Below are 15482 nucleotides of genomic sequence, written 5' to 3'. Positions count from 1 at the left end.
ATCCACTTGTACAACTGATTACCATCAAGGGACGTCCAGGCTGAAAAGTAGATGTCATGGTTCATCAACTGGTGAAAGATCTGAATAATAAGATCTTAATTGACGGTAGCGTCAAGTATACTTTTGAAATCAAGGATCAAAAATTGCTTAAGATGGGTATAGCGGACGAATAGCTCCTGATCGTTAATCATGAAAAAACACTCTTGCAATATTGGAGTAAGAGTTATAACTAGCAATTAGTGGTTGTTTAACAAATAACAACTACTAACTTTTCCCTAGTTTTTCAATGTCCATCAGTTAATCGTTTGTATTACTAGCAGGAAAGGATACAACACCTGCTGTTGCATTCTTTTATTTAAATTAATACTCTCAATCGATGATTGATGCGAGGCTCTCCCCATTATACATGCTTTTATCTTAATGTGATATAGTATTAGGATAATTACATACTCATTTGACGGATTTTTGTCATAAAATACTTATACTTGTCTGTAGTATTTATATGTAAATCCAGATGAATTGAAAATATCGAACAAATAACCTAACCCCACACTACTCTTCCTATAAGTTGCACTCTTACTTTTTGTTAATGATAAATTACTTATTGCTAAATCTTAAAAAGACATTACTCTTTATTTTTTTATTTTTGAACGCCGTTGCCTACAGCCAAAATAGCAATCGCACTATACAAGGAAAAGTTCAAGATATGTCATCAGAAGTAGCGTTAGTTAATACTTCAGTTGTTCTTCTAAACTCTAATTCTTTTATAATTTCTGATACTCGTACATCCATTGATGGTACGTTTAAATTTAAAAAGGTTGACACGGGTAACTATGTTCTTTTGTTTACAAGGCATGGGTATGTTGACTTTTCAAAGAAAATTAATATAGGTAATTATTCAAAAAACATCTTGGATCAGGATATTATTAAGCTTTACAAAAAAGAAATATTGCTAAATGAGATCGTTATTCGAGCGAAAGTCAGTGCGATTAAAATTATTGGGGATACTATACAATATCAGGCCGATAGTATAAAGCTAGCCCCAAATGCATCGGTTGAGGATTTGCTGCGTCAGCTTCCAAACATCCAAATCGACGAAAAGGGGAAAATTATGGCCCATGGTAAAGAGGTAAGGAAAGTTTTGGTAGATGGTGAGGAATTCTTTGGGAATGACCCGTTACTTACTACCAGAAATCTCAGAGCTGATATGATTGATAAAGTGCAATTATATGATAAGAAGTCTGACGCGGCAGTATTTACTGGAATTGATGATGGAGTAAAAGATAAGACTATAAATTTAAAGTTGAAGGAATCAAAAAAGCATGGGTACTTCGGTCGGGCTACGGCTGGTGCTGGAAACAAAGACTTCTACAATTTACAAGGAATGGTTAATCTTTTTCAGACAAAAAGAAGAATATCAGCCTACATAACTAGTGGTAATATTGGACAGTCAGGATTGGCGAAGGAAGATAATGAAAGAATTGGCAATGATGATGAAGGCTCGGGGAATTATGATGGTAAGGGAATCCCCCGCATCACTTCAGCAGGGGTTCATTATGATGATAAATGGAATAATGATAAAACTTCCATAAATGCAAACGGGAAGATTACAATTAGTGATGTTAATAAAGTAAGTTCAACGATAACGAATTATATTTTACCTGGCCAGGAGCAACAGATTAATACCTTTTCTACAAATGACAATAATGAAATAAATAATAAGTACAATTTCAATTATAAAACTAATTTTTCTAATAATTCAATAATTAGGGTTTTTGCGGACATTAATTATTTAAAAAGAAAGTCCACTGATAATTTATTTTCAAGCACCGAAAATGCAAATGAATTGGTACTAAATAGTCTGGAAACAAAATCTAGTGAAAATCAATTTAAAAACTTGAATTTTAACCTTGAATGGCAAAAAAGATTTAAAAAAGTGGGAAGAACCCTTTCAGCATATTTGAACACAAATTTTCAAAAAATAAATACAAACGGATCTGCCCGGTTTGAGAATAGTTTTTTCAACTTATCTGGGGGTATAGATAGCGTAAGTAACTTACAATTAATAAAATCCTTTATAACAAACAATAGAACAACTAGCCTTAACACGATCTACACTGAAGCGATCTCTAAAAATATAAATGTGTCTTTTAGCCATAATTTAGTTAGTAATGAATCTGATGATGATAGACGATCATTCGATGATATTCAGCTACAAGCCCAAAATAGTAGATTTTCTGCCCACCTTTTAAATAGTTACCTTATAAATAAAGGTGGTTTGAATCTGAGCTATGGAGGGCAAAAGTTATCTGTAAATATTTCAGGTAGCTATGGTCATCAAAACTTGCAAATTGAGGATGATAATCTATTTAGCAAGTTAAAAAAAGATTACATTTTATTCGAACCCCGTCTAAAAATCAATTTTAAATTCACCGATTATCGTTTCTTGGAGCTTAGTTATTTTGGTAATCGTAATTCGCCTACATATAACCAATTGCTGCCTTCACGGTCCAATAATAGCCTAACTAGTGTTTTTTTGCCAAACTCATTTTTAAGAAGCAGTCATTCTGACGGTTTCAATTTAAATTTGGTAAGGTTTGATGTTTCTACCGAAAGCAGCTGGAACATTGCTGCCAGTTTTGAACAAGTCTCAGACCCCATCACCTTAACTTCTGTGACAAGTCCTAGCGGCATTTTTACCTATCAATACAAAAACCTTTTTGACAAGCGCAATCAAACAATCTCAATTAGTGTTTTGCAGAGTTTAAAAATAAGAGCTCTTGATGGTAGATTTTCAAGCGGCTTCGCTTATTTCAGAAATAATATTTTTAATGAAACAAATTCAACTGTAAATAAATTAGCATTAAATAATTATAATTTTAGTTTTAGTTTCAATAAGGCGAAAGAAAAAAAGTACCAATTTGACCTTAATACATTGTTAGCTTACAACACGAATAATTTTTCTTTAAATCAGGTTGATAATAACGATTATTTTAGTATTTCGACCAAATTTGATATTGATGTCTACATCAGATCTATTAAAGTCCATAGTGATTTTAATTATCAATGGTTGCAGAAGACTTCTTTAACCAATAGAAGTTTCAATCGTGTAATTTGGAATTCTTGGATTGGTAAATATTTTTTCAAAGGACAACCTTTGTTGTTTAAGGTAGCCTGTAATGATATTTTAAATCAAAATGTGGGACTTAGCCGAGTTGCAACCAGTAATTACTTTACCCAAAATACCTTTAACACCCTCCAGCGGTTTTTCCTGTTTTCTGCTGTGTGGAATTTTAATAAATTCAATTAAATTGTATGTATAATGAGATTTTTTTTAATGTTTCTATTTCTATTTCTTCTATCTGGAACTTTACAATGTCAGATTCTAGATTTTGTAGCTCATGGGCAGTTTGAATTTGAAAGAAAAATCAATACTTATCCTATTTACGAGGGATTGCTTTTAGATAATAAAAATGTAAAGGAGGAAGATAAAGCTAAATCCTTTATTGACTTTAAATCCAAAAACGCCCAGTTTTTGTCAACTACTTTTAAGTTTTCCTTTAACCATAACACATGGTGCTATGAATTTTATGAGGGAGATAACAAAAATTTTTTGAGTGGGGCAGCTTTTGACAATATCATTTATGGCAATATAGATACTGACAATTACATTTCACAAATGAATGTTTTCGGGAACAAATTTATTGTATCTGATAGCTTAAGGAAAATTAAATGGAGATTGACGGATGAGCTTAGGGAAATAGCTGGATTTCAGTGTCGACGGGCCAATGCCTCTCTAAATGACTCAGTGTATGTTGTTGCATATTACACAGATCAAATACCACTTAAGTCTGGTCCAGAAATGTTTAATGGTCTGCCAGGAATGATCCTCGGTGTATTTCTGCCTAATGAACACATATCCTGGTTTGCAACCAAATTTAACGGAAATGTTTTAGATGTTAAGCAATATAACGAGGTCAATGCGAAAATACAAAGAAAGACTTATGAGGATACCTATAAGAAGTTTTTAAATCAATATGGACTGACATCAAAATGGTTTAAAAGTTTTTTAAATTATTGACATTTAACTATTATCCAGACACTTTTTGTCTTCAGGGTTAACATCCCTTAATAATCTAATTATTAATACCATTCAGATTATTTGGTCAAAGATTGTCTTTCAGATTGCTTTATTGACTTTGGTACAGGTTGTCATGAAATATTTGCAGGCCTTCTCTTATGGTTGTACTAGGAAGGTAGCCCAATAATTTCTTTGCCTTGCTTATATCGGCATGGGTAGTTGGTACGTCCCCAGCTTGTTCAGGCATCCTTTTAAAATGCGCTGTTCTTTTGCAGACGTTCTCAATTTCGGTGATTAAGCTGTTGAGCATAATAGGTGAATTACTTCCTATGTTTATCACTTCATAACTTGATTTCTCATAGTCAATGGCGGCTACAATGCCAGAAAGGACGTCATCAATGTAGGTATAATCCCGAATAGAATTGCCCTGCCCATAAACGGTTATAGGTTCATTATTGATAATGGAGTGAAAAAATTTATTTATAGCAAGATCCGGACGTTGGCCGGGTCCATAAACTGTAAATAACCTCAATGCAATAAATTGTATATTGGATGATTCCGAAAAAAGTTTTCCAAGTTTTTCACCATACACTTTAGAGACAGCATAAGGACTTATAGGGCACAGCTCAGACTCCTCATTCCAAGGCAAATATTGGTTAATACCGTAGACACTACTGGACGAGGCAAATATAAATTTTTTAACCCGTTTATTTAAAGCAAATGTTAACATTGATTTGGTCCCTTCTACATTTACATGATTATATAAAATTGGGTTAGAAATACTCTCTCTTACGCCAGCCTTTGCCGCTAGGTGTATAATAATGTCAACCTCATCTAAATTAGATATTTCATTTATGTTCAATATGTCTCCGCAAATAAACTTAAAATCTACGTTTCCATTGAAAAAAGACAGATTTCGGTTTTTAACCTCAACAGAATAATTATCGTCTAAATTGTCAAGACAAATTATCTTAAATTTTTTAGTCAAAAGTAGTCTTTTGATTAAGTTGCTTCCTATAAAGCCAGCACCACCAGTAACTAAAATTTTTGTCATAGTTAGTTTTTTGACTGATTTTCATTTAAATTATCAGCGGATAAATTACAAAATATTGGCCTACTATTTTCTTTTCTGGATAAATAATTCAGCTAAATCCGATTTTTAGGACTAAGAAATTAGTAGGATTAATCTGAAGCTTTTTAGAATTCGGATTCATCAAAATATTTCCAATTTAAAAATCAGTTTTTGTTGCCACATAGATATTATATTAGTAAGTTTGGTTAAATCAGATTGAATGTACGGCTGAAGCTAGATCGAAATAAATATTACAGATAAGATCTGGAATGACGAATTTCTATTTATCACCGACAGACGCCAATTTTTTTGTTGCTTACCAAATTTGCATATGGTTTTTAGTAGCTGATTCAGTCGAGATATATACGTTGTGCTATTAGCAGGTTATACGTAAATTGGAATGGTTAGAAAATTCAATAATTAACTTACGAAATCATTTACTTAAATATAGATATGAGTTCTTCCCTTGTTTTAATTCGATTATTATGTATACACCTTATAATTCTTAGTTTTGGCTCCACTTTAAATGCTCAAAATAAGGTTGAATCATATACTAAAGAGCTTAATTTATTAATAAAGCCAATTGCTACAGATGGTGATGGTCAAATTACTCAAACAGGTGTCCCTAGTTCAATTTTGGATGATAAATACATCATCGGTTTAGGAGAATCTACACATGGTACAAAAGAATTTAATTTGTATAGGTTCGCATTGATAAAAGAATTAATCTTGAAACAAAATGTCAAGATGGTTGTAATGGAAACGGATTATTGCTATTCGAAAACGTTAAATAATTATTTAATAAGTGATTCTAATGACAGCCTAATTAAATATATTACGAAAACAGGATTGTATGGAATTTACCGTACCCAAGAGGTTTTCGAAATGCTGAACTGGATAAAGCAGTATAATCTAACAAAAGATAAGAAAGACAGAGTACAATTTTTAGGTTTAGATATGCAAGATCCCTTTATCCTTTCCGATCAAATTTTGGTGGAGTTTCCTGATCTAAAATCAATGAATAGTTTAATCTATGATCAATTGATTTCATTTAAAGACCTTTTTAAAGATGGAAATTCGTTTAAAATGTCGAGTACAAATAAACGAAAATATCAAGATATGGCCGATGAAATTCAAAAGTTGGTAATGTCTAGGAAGGCAATTAATTCTGTAGAGCTTAATACATTAAGCAGGTTATTAAGACAGACCATTGATCTGCAAGGAACGTTTGGGACCTTTAAAAATTACTTTTCTGCATACAATAATATTCGGGATAAATATATGGCCGATAATGTATTGGCTTTTCACCAGCAACTTTCCAAGGATGATAAATTAGTTGTTTGGGCACATAACACTCATATAGCGCATGCCACGCTTGACGGAGCTAAAAGAATGGGGGCGTATTTCAAAGATAAATTAAAGGATAAATATTTTGCTATTGGGGGTGCATTTGATGAAGGATCAGTTAGGATTTACGACTTTGGGGCTTCCAATATGTATAAAAATTTTGACTACCCGACTTCACAAAATAAATACTCCATAGAATATATTCTGAAAGAATGTAAGTACCCAAACTTTTATTTTACAACAAGCGATATTCTAAAGAATAAGGAACTCCAATCGTGGGTTGAGGATTATAAATATACTAGGGTAATTGGAGCTACATACCATAAGGATCCTGCGAAAGACTATTCAAAAGTTGCTTTTGCGGAATGTTTTGATGGAATGTATTTTTTTAAAATAGCCCATGGTGCTGAAAATGTAAGACAAACGCCTTAAAATGGAAAACCAAATTGAAAAAATTAGAATTGAGCATAACAGAATTCTATTTAGTATTTTAAACAATGATATCAAAAAAGAAAGAGGCATTGGAATTTATACTGGATTATCAGGTGACATAATTTTCCTAGCTCAAAATTATATTCAAGATTTTGATGATAAAATTCTTGATAAAATCAATGAATTACTAGATTGCTGCCTAGAATATCTCGAAATTGGCGAATATAACAATCCTACATTTTCCGCAGGTATTGCAGGGTATGCCTGGGTCGTTAATTATTTGGTTGAAAATGAAATAATTGATAAAGATTCAAACGAAGTTTTGGAAGTGCTAGATCCTTTTCTGAAAAGAGAAATAAAAAATATGTTAATACATCAGAATTATGATCTTTTAAATGGAGCTCTTGGAATTGGTATCTATTTTTTAAAACGCAAAGATTTTGGAGCTGTTGAAGAGCTAATCGAATATTTAGACGATAGGAAAATAAAAATTGGAAACGAATATCTATGGGAGGTAGATAAACGGCAGTATCAGATGGGATTTGTATTTGATTTTAGTTTAGCACATGGGGCTGCTGGAATTTTGTATTTTCTAAACAAATGCGAGCAACAGGGAATTAGATCGGCAACTTGTCAAAAATTAATAGATGGAATCCTATGTTTTTTTCAAAATAATCTTCAAGATCATGAAAAAATTGGCTCCTATTTTGGAAACCGAATAGATAGGTCCGAATATTATTCAAATTCTAAAACTGAAATGATGAGTAGGGTTGGTTGGTGTTATGGTGATTTAAGTATTTTGCATACGATCAACGGATTATTGTCATCATCTTATGGAATCGGGCATTTAAGGGATGAGGCAGCCTCAATGCTAAAAAACACGGCGAAAAGATTTAGCGTTGAAAGTTCCCTAGTCTGTGATGCTGGGTTTTGTCATGGTTCGTCGGGAAATGCTTTTATATTTCGTGATCTGTTTCTCAAAACAGATATAGAAGAATTTAGACTTGCTAGTGAATTTTGGATTGATAAAACAATATCATTTCTAAAGTCTTCAGGTGATGAGCAACCTAAATATGTTTTCATTGGTGGCGAAAATTCCATGGAAGTTGAGTGTGATAATTTACTTGAGGGAACATTGGGCATTGGCATAACATACAATTATTTTTTGTTTAATAACCTACCCGCTTTTAAAGATATTTTTATGCTATCATGACAGGGGGCTTCTGTCATGATCTCCCAAATTCTTATTAATCAACCTATAAAAAATATTCAAACTTAATTAATGCGTCGTCAACCAGATTTTATTTTTTTAAGAAGTCCGACTTTCAGTCTGAAAGATATTAACGAAAATACCCTTTCCAAATCATCTATTTTCGATGAAGCTCTTTTTGTGGCATCGAAGGATCTTTATGATGAAATCCATTATGAATTCCCCAGGGATATAAAAAAGCAGTCGAAGGTAAACTCTAGCCTGATAAAATATTGGATCCGGGCTTGTACACGCTGTACGCCATTCGGCCTATTTGCTGGCGGTCTGATGGTCAACCTAACTGAAAACCCCACTTCACTTATTTTAAAAGAGAATAATGCCCATATCAAGAAAGCACGTTTGGATATGATATGCTTGGAACAGATAACGCATAAGTTACTCAAAATACCGGAAGTCAGAGAAAAGGTAATCCATTTTCCGAACGATAGTCTCTATGAAATAAATCAGGAATATAGATATATCGAATACGAAATCAATAATGGAGAAAAAAAGTATAAACTAAGTTCAATACCTAAGACGGAATATCTTGAGAAGATCTTGGACAGGGCTAATAAGGGATGTAACATTGTAGAGCTAACGAAATATTTGGCTCAAATTGAAAGTGTTGAAGAAGAGGATGCTCTGGAGTACATTGTTCAATTATCAGACGCTCAGATTTTAATTTCAGATATTGAGCCGAATATAACAGGTGACGATCCCTTATCCCGACTGATCGGATCGTTGAAGATGACTAACTTACCAAAATCCATTTTGGATAGAATGCTAAAGGTTCAATCGATCTTAGAATCATCAAATCCAAATATTGAAGACTATCAAAATATTAGGCAAGAAATAGATTTTTTTGATATTGACACCAAGAATATTCTTCAAGTAGACCTGACATTGGCTCCCGAGACCGTCAATGTTAACAAGGATCTTATCACTGAAATAGTTGAACAGCTCAATAGACTTTTGGTCTTGAAAATTGAAGGCGAAACAATGGATTTAAGAAACTTCAAGGATAAGTTTTTTGAAAAGTATGGTTATCAAAATGTGCCACTGAGTTTGGTCATGGATTCTGAATTTGGTATTGGCTATTCTTACTTAGCTGATGGTCATCAAGATAAATCTTCCATGATCGATGATTTAACTTTAAGGAATAAAAAAAGTATTGATGATGAATATCATACATTTAACTATATTCAAAAACTCGCATTTACAAAGTTTAACGAATATCTAGAGTCTTCTGAAAAAATAATTGAGATTACTGAACAGGACCTAAAAAATATAGAACCCTTCACTAAGGATCTTGAGATTGCCACTAGCTTATATACAATGGGAAATCTACATTCGAAAAACGGAAGGATTGACAAAGATAATTTTTTATATGACCTTATTTTAATAGGAGGGCCATGTGCAGCTACTCTATTAGGCCGTTTTACCTGTGACGATCCTGAGTTGCTAAATGGTATTAGACGATATTTAAAAGAAGAAGAAGATGAATATCCAGATGCCATATTCGCTGAAATAGTTCACCTTCCACAGGCTCGGGTTGGCAATATACTCAGACGACCAATTTTGAGAGATTACGAGATTTCTTATTTAGGTCACTCGGGAATAGAAAGAGAAAATAACATCAATATTCAAGATCTAAGTGTAAGTATTGAGAATGATCAAGTCGTTCTTAGAAGTTATAAACATAATAAAAGAGTTATACCGAGATTGACGACTGCCCATAACTTTATGGTAGGAAATCTGCCGTTATACAAATTTCTTTGCGATCTACAAACCCAGGGCAATTCGTATGCTGCTTTTTGGGATTGGGGGTTATTGGATAATATTGCACATCTTCCTAGGGTCATGTATAAGAATGTAATCATAAAGAGAGCAAGATGGATTATTAAAGAAAAACAAGTTCGAGAAATTTCAAAGAATACATCTATAACCCGCGATGGAACTATGCTTTATTTACAAAAGTACGGTATTCCCTTAAAAGTTGGACTTGTTCAAGGGCAGAATGAATTTTTACTGGATCTTGATTCTGAAAGGGGCTTCGAAATATTTAAAGAGTTTCTGAACAAACATAGTGCAATAGAAGTTCGGGAATATTTGTTCGATGAGGAAAATTGCATCGTTCGCGATGTAAACGGTAAACCATATACAAATGAAATAGTTATTCCCATTACCCAAAATGTGGTAGCCAAAAGAGACTTGGGAAGTTTTCAGGCTCGCACTACGCCCGCCAAGAAATTTTATCTTGGGTCAGAATGGTTATATTTTAAGATTTATGCATCACATCAAGTGATTTTTGAAATATTAACTGATGTTGTACTGCCTTTTTTAGAAAAAAATAATCAAATATTATTTGAGAAGTTTTTTTATATACGCTATTTCGATACCAGCAATCATCTAAGGGTTAGATTTTACAACTCTGATGTTACAAAACTGAAAATTCTACAGGATGAGTTTATTGGTCTGCTTGAGGTTTTTTATGCCGCTGGTAAAATTAGCAATATTAATGTGGACATTTATGAAAGGGAGAATAGTAGATATGATGAGCGGTTGATTGATCAGGCAGAAAGTCTTTTTTTCAATGATAGTGTATTTGCGATCAAATCGATAATGATATTTTCGGATTATCCCGATGAGATAAGTATTTATCTCAGGGTTATTAAGTCTATTGATGTTTTAATGTCAGATTTCAAATTAGATATTCAAGAAAAATATGAATTATTAAAGATTTTGCAAAAATCATTTTTCGAGGAGTTCGGAGGGCATAAAATTCTTCAAAAACAATTGAATGAAAAATTCCGAAAATATAAAGATGCTATCGTCGACACGTTAAGTGACGAAGCAAACCACGAATTTCAGAATGATCTCTACTCTGAAATATTAAACGAAAGATCCTTAAGCAATATAAGGCCTATAAGTGAAATCCTAGAAAAAATATCAATTATGCAGGGTGATCTAAGTCTTTTTAAACTTCTCCCTAGCTATATACACATGTCAATTAACAGGATTTTTGAATCAAATCAGAGAAAGCATGAATTAATTATTTATCACCTTTTAGAAAGGCACTATAGATCAGTTGTCTCTCAAAAAAACAATATTGGATAAGTGTCATGAATTCCCGCTTTTATAAATTAAAATCTATCGATAAAAAATATGATTTATCTTTCTGCTCAACCTGATGATACCTATTTTATCTGGCAATTAGAGATTCAATTAAAGAACTTTAATTCTTTCAGTATTAATGGAGAAGATATTCACGTGTTAATAGGCTTTAATGAAGAGAAAGGATTGAATCATTTATACGTGGACTTGTCTAAAAGATTTGAAAAATATGCTAAATTTTTCTTTTATCCAGATAAGAGAATAAGAAAACAATATGTTTCTTCGATCAGGCCGCATATCATTGCCCAACACTTTCAGGTCTATACGGAATTAGGTCTTGAGGATATTTTCTATCATGATTCAGACATCATTTTTACCCATGCCCTGCCTGATTTTGAGAGGTTATGTAAAGATGATATATGGTATCTTTCTGATGCTCATACATACTTAGATTCAACTTACATAAATGATAAAGGTGACACCGTTCTGGAAGAGATGTGCGAGATTGTTGGAATTAGTGCCAAGCAGGTCATAGAGAATGATAACAATGCAGGAGGTGCTCAAGCTTTAATAAAAAAGGTTGATTATAAATTCTGGCTAAAGATAGAACTTGATAGCGAGAATTTGTATGAATTACTGTTCGAAAATACAAAGAAGTACAGAGCCCAATTCTTAAAAAAGAAGGTTAAAAGAAATTATGTTCCGATTTCAAGTTGGTGTGCAGATATGTGGGCATTACTCTGGAACGGAATTTTGGTAGCACAAGTTAAAATCGATAAAGATTTAGATTTCTGTTGGCCTCATAATGATCACAGTGCTTGGTATGATAATAAAATATTCCACAATGCGGGAGTAAACCATCTTCAAGACAAACAATACTTTTTTAAAGGTAATTTTATGGAGGAAGATCCATATGATTATGACTTCAGTTTTGTATCTCCACAATCTTGTAGTTATAAATATTTAGAAGCTGTATCCGAGTTCTCAAGTGATAGGGTTTATAGTTTTGAGGATGTTACTTTTTTAATGGCGGTACGTGTAGATTCAACAGATCGCTTAGAGAATATTTTTGCTTCACTTACTTATTTAACAAATAATTTCAAAACTAATATTATCCTATTTGAAGCAGATATCAACAGTAAAATTCCTGTTAAAGATCTACCAGAAGGAGTTACATACATTTTTAAGGAAGATCACAACCCAATATTTTTGCGGCAGTTTTATATTAATAGATTGTCATTGGCTGCTGAGACTAATATTGTAATAAAATATGATTGTGATGTTATCATTGCAGCCTCCCAGCTGAACAAAGCCGTATTATCGATTAGACACGGGGAAAGCCAATTATGTTATCCATATGATGGCACATTTGTAAATGTTGCTGGGGCGCTTCGAAAGTTTTTTGTAAAAAAGCCTGATATCAGATGCCTATTTAAGTATATTACAATACCTAATCAATCTTTTACATCATATGGTGGGTGTCAAGTGCTTGATCGGGAGGCATACATTAATGCTGGAATGGATAATGAGGCTTTTAACGGCTGGGGGCATGAGGATAAAGAGCTTTTTAAAAGGTTTAAAATTTTGGGGTTGGAAATTAAAAGGCAGATCGGTCCATTATTTCATCTTGATCATAAACGGCTTTCAAACTCACATTATTTTTCAGAAGCAGAGATGAAGAATAGTTTTAAAGAATACATCAAGATCTGCAGATTTAATAAACCGGAGTTAAAAACATACATATCGAATTGGCACAAAGAAAATGGGAAAGTATAATAACGATAATATAAGTAATTTGATTAAAGAAATTTGTAAAGCGATAGTTATTAATGGAGGATATTGCAATAATAATGGACTTTATAATGGTAAAAGTGGAGCAATAATTTTTTTATTCCAAATGGAATTACATAGTGGGAACGAAATTTTTTCTGATATCGCTAATGAGCTAGTTCTCGAGGTTGCTGCTAATTTGAACGGTCCCGGCCCGACAAATAGGTTTTCAGATGGTTATACAGGAATCGGGTGGGTCTTTCAGTATTTAAAACAGAACGAATTTATTGAAATCCCAGATGAGGAAGATCCTTTCAGCTTAATTTACCATAGTATCGTTAAAACCTTTCCTGCTTCTTACCTAGATGTGGAATCAATTGGATCCTTACTATTCTTATGTGAAAAAACATTAGAATCAAAAAGTTCATTTGATGAAAATAACCTTCAGGACTTACTCGTTGAAGAAAAATTCATCGAACATGTGGAGCTGATTCATAGTTCACCACTTATCCTTAAGGAAGTAACCCAACCAGATTTTTTAGATAGTTTGTTGCGGGATAGTGCGCTGGAAAATTTATTAGGGAAAATTGAAAGACTCTCGCTCTCTTTGCTGACTATTGATCAGGCCTCAAAATTTAATGTTTTCCAATCGGTAATTCCTGATTTGAAAGTACAACTAGGTAAAGCTGTTATTGCTTACATTGGGCACTTTCAGGCCATGATATCAAGAAAACATGATTTTGTATCCGAACATTTCTTCGAAGTATCAAACATGCTATGTAAATTATATTATTGTTATCTGAAGTACGTAGATTCCAGGTGTTCTTCATTAATAGCTTCTGTTGAATCAATTCTGAAAGAAATGGAAAACAATTGTGTTGCAATGTACAATAGTGAAATATTCGAGACTTCTATAGAACCCGAAATCAATTCTTTGATGCTAATCTTAAACATTAAGAGCCAATTCAAAAGAGATAATTTACAGGATATTATCGATTCCAAGATCAAAAGGCTTACAATGTTTTTGAATAGCCAAAAGATATTGCTCGATAGTTTTGTTGACCGAAATGGAAATCTAAATATCGGATTGAAAGGGCTCGCCGGTTTAGGATTATCTTTATTAGGAAAGGATAAAGACGAGGTTGCCCCTTGGACTTCATCATTATTTGTTCTATAATTTGTTCAAGCTATGCAAAAGACTATTTTAATATCAGACAATAATAATAACCTTCTATTTGAATATTTGCTAAATCAATCGGAAGAAACGCAACAGATAATCAATGTTGAAATCGGAAGTCCTGATGAAGAGCTTTTCTATGACATCAATCAAAACAATAACATCAACCACCTCAAAATCCCTTTCCCGCACTCCGTATCGGATGATAGTATTTTGTCGAATTCGGGTAAAAATGAGTTTGCAATGCGGATCATAGATGTGCTTAAATTAGACTCTGTCATCAGCAAAGATGATTCACTGACTTTTATTTTCCATAACTTCAATTTTTTTTATTTGGCAAATAATTTAAAATACAATTTAGAATGTAAGTTAGTGGTTTACGTTGATACGCTTCATTGGGAGAGTAGTAATTCCAATGAGAGGTATATGAAATTTAAAGAAATTATTGATAGTAAACAATTCGATAAATTTGATCTTCTTCGGGACGTTGAGGAAGAATCAATGCTTAAGTCTTTTGACACGATCGTGTGTTATGATAAGGAATACGCAGAAACACTTGAAATGCTCTATGATATTCCTAATGCGAAATGTCTACCAAATCTGTTGCTTTCTAATAGTAAGATCTCATCCTTCTATGAACAAAAAGGTGATTTAATAAACAAAATGGGGTTTGGCAACGAGAAAATTATTCTGATTAGATCCGACGATACACCAATTTCAGAAATAACGAATTTTCTCCGATGTATGGTTAACTTAAGAAAGATGTCAATGAACTTAAAAGTAATCTTTATCGGTGAATTCGATCTTAATATCTTAAATGATGACTTTTTTTTATTAACGAATAGTATTATTTTTACGGGGAAGATTTCTGCAGAGTACTTTTATAAACTTCTGACAATAACTGACATATTTATATCATTGAAGGAAAAGGTTTCAAAAGACAACGTACTTGAAAATGTTGTCAAGTTTAACCTATCTGTAATTGGGACGCAAACTTCAATACCGATTAGTATATCTAAAAATGACAATAGGGTTTCACTTGTTCCGATGATTTCAAAAGTTGAAACATCAGCCATAGACTCAAGGCTGTTAACTCAATCAATCCTAAACAGTTTTGATAGTGTAAAAGATTTTTCAAACCAAGATACATTTAGTTCTAAGTCGGAAAGGGTTTTTAACTTAAGTGAACTTATTCAAATCCAGTAATTAATAATTATGTCCTCGAAAGTCAAACTCTCGG

The 15482-nt window shown here is 32.8% G+C and carries 9 protein-coding genes; 8 read left to right on the top strand and 1 reads right to left on the bottom strand.

All coding sequences use genetic code 11. The features are described 5' to 3' along the window. The first annotated feature begins 589 nt into the window (after positions 1-589). Positions 590-3310, top strand: coding sequence for an outer membrane beta-barrel protein (locus tag BLR60_RS21785; RefSeq protein WP_090503764.1), 2721 nt, complete (start codon positions 590-592; stop codon positions 3308-3310). Positions 3311-3322: 12 nt separating this feature from the next. Then, on the top strand, positions 3323-4081 hold the full coding sequence (locus BLR60_RS21780) for a GLPGLI family protein (protein WP_090503763.1): 759 nt from the start codon (positions 3323-3325) through the stop codon (positions 4079-4081). Positions 4082-4190: 109 nt separating this feature from the next. Here the strand turns inward: BLR60_RS21780 and BLR60_RS21775 are convergent, their stop codons facing one another. Then, positions 4191-5135: an NAD-dependent epimerase/dehydratase family protein gene (locus BLR60_RS21775; RefSeq protein ID WP_090503760.1), complete on the bottom strand. Its 945-nt coding sequence runs from the start codon at positions 5133-5135 to the stop codon at positions 4191-4193. Between the two features lie 471 nt (positions 5136-5606). Between BLR60_RS21775 and BLR60_RS21770 the strand changes: the two genes are divergently transcribed. From BLR60_RS21770 to BLR60_RS21745, 6 genes are all read left to right on the top strand, one after another. After that, positions 5607-6932: an erythromycin esterase family protein gene (locus BLR60_RS21770; protein ID WP_090503757.1), complete on the top strand. Its 1326-nt coding sequence runs from the start codon at positions 5607-5609 to the stop codon at positions 6930-6932. A 1-nt stretch (position 6933) separates the two neighbouring features. After that, complete coding sequence (locus tag BLR60_RS21765; protein WP_090503756.1) at positions 6934-8145, top strand: lanthionine synthetase LanC family protein; 1212 nt, start codon at positions 6934-6936, stop codon at positions 8143-8145. A 69-nt stretch (positions 8146-8214) separates the two neighbouring features. Beyond that, positions 8215-11298, top strand: a complete 3084-nt coding sequence (locus BLR60_RS21760) for a lantibiotic dehydratase (protein ID WP_090503753.1) — start codon at positions 8215-8217, stop codon at positions 11296-11298. A 48-nt stretch (positions 11299-11346) separates the two neighbouring features. Further along, positions 11347-13071, top strand: a complete 1725-nt coding sequence (locus tag BLR60_RS21755; protein WP_090503751.1) for a galactosyltransferase-related protein — start codon at positions 11347-11349, stop codon at positions 13069-13071. After that, the gene (locus BLR60_RS21750) at positions 13058-14242 is read left to right on the top strand and encodes a hypothetical protein (protein WP_090503748.1); all 1185 of its coding nucleotides are present in this window, start codon (positions 13058-13060) and stop codon (positions 14240-14242) included. Before BLR60_RS21755 ends, BLR60_RS21750 begins: the two co-directional genes overlap by 14 nt. Before the next feature lie 12 nt (positions 14243-14254). Next, positions 14255-15448: a hypothetical protein gene (locus tag BLR60_RS21745; protein WP_090503745.1), complete on the top strand. Its 1194-nt coding sequence runs from the start codon at positions 14255-14257 to the stop codon at positions 15446-15448. Positions 15449-15482 lie beyond the last annotated feature (34 nt).

Origin of the sequence: Pedobacter terrae (genome assembly GCF_900100705.1) — a bacterium.
GTDB lineage: Bacteria > Bacteroidota > Bacteroidia > Sphingobacteriales > Sphingobacteriaceae > Pedobacter > Pedobacter terrae.
This window is presented reverse-complemented; position numbering and strand designations above follow the sequence as displayed.

Coding starts and splice junctions, on each gene's coding strand:
- BLR60_RS21760 (WP_090503753.1), top strand. CDS start 8,215: ATGCGTCGTCAACCAGATTTTATTTTTTTAAGAAGTCCGACTTTCAGT.
- BLR60_RS21745 (WP_090503745.1), top strand. CDS start 14,255: ATGCAAAAGACTATTTTAATATCAGACAATAATAATAACCTTCTATTT.
- BLR60_RS21775 (WP_090503760.1), bottom strand. CDS start 5,135: ATGACAAAAATTTTAGTTACTGGTGGTGCTGGCTTTATAGGAAGCAAC.
- BLR60_RS21750 (WP_090503748.1), top strand. CDS start 13,058: ATGGGAAAGTATAATAACGATAATATAAGTAATTTGATTAAAGAAATT.
- BLR60_RS21755 (WP_090503751.1), top strand. CDS start 11,347: ATGATTTATCTTTCTGCTCAACCTGATGATACCTATTTTATCTGGCAA.
- BLR60_RS21770 (WP_090503757.1), top strand. CDS start 5,607: ATGAGTTCTTCCCTTGTTTTAATTCGATTATTATGTATACACCTTATA.
- BLR60_RS21785 (WP_090503764.1), top strand. CDS start 590: ATGATAAATTACTTATTGCTAAATCTTAAAAAGACATTACTCTTTATT.
- BLR60_RS21780 (WP_090503763.1), top strand. CDS start 3,323: ATGAGATTTTTTTTAATGTTTCTATTTCTATTTCTTCTATCTGGAACT.
- BLR60_RS21765 (WP_090503756.1), top strand. CDS start 6,934: ATGGAAAACCAAATTGAAAAAATTAGAATTGAGCATAACAGAATTCTA.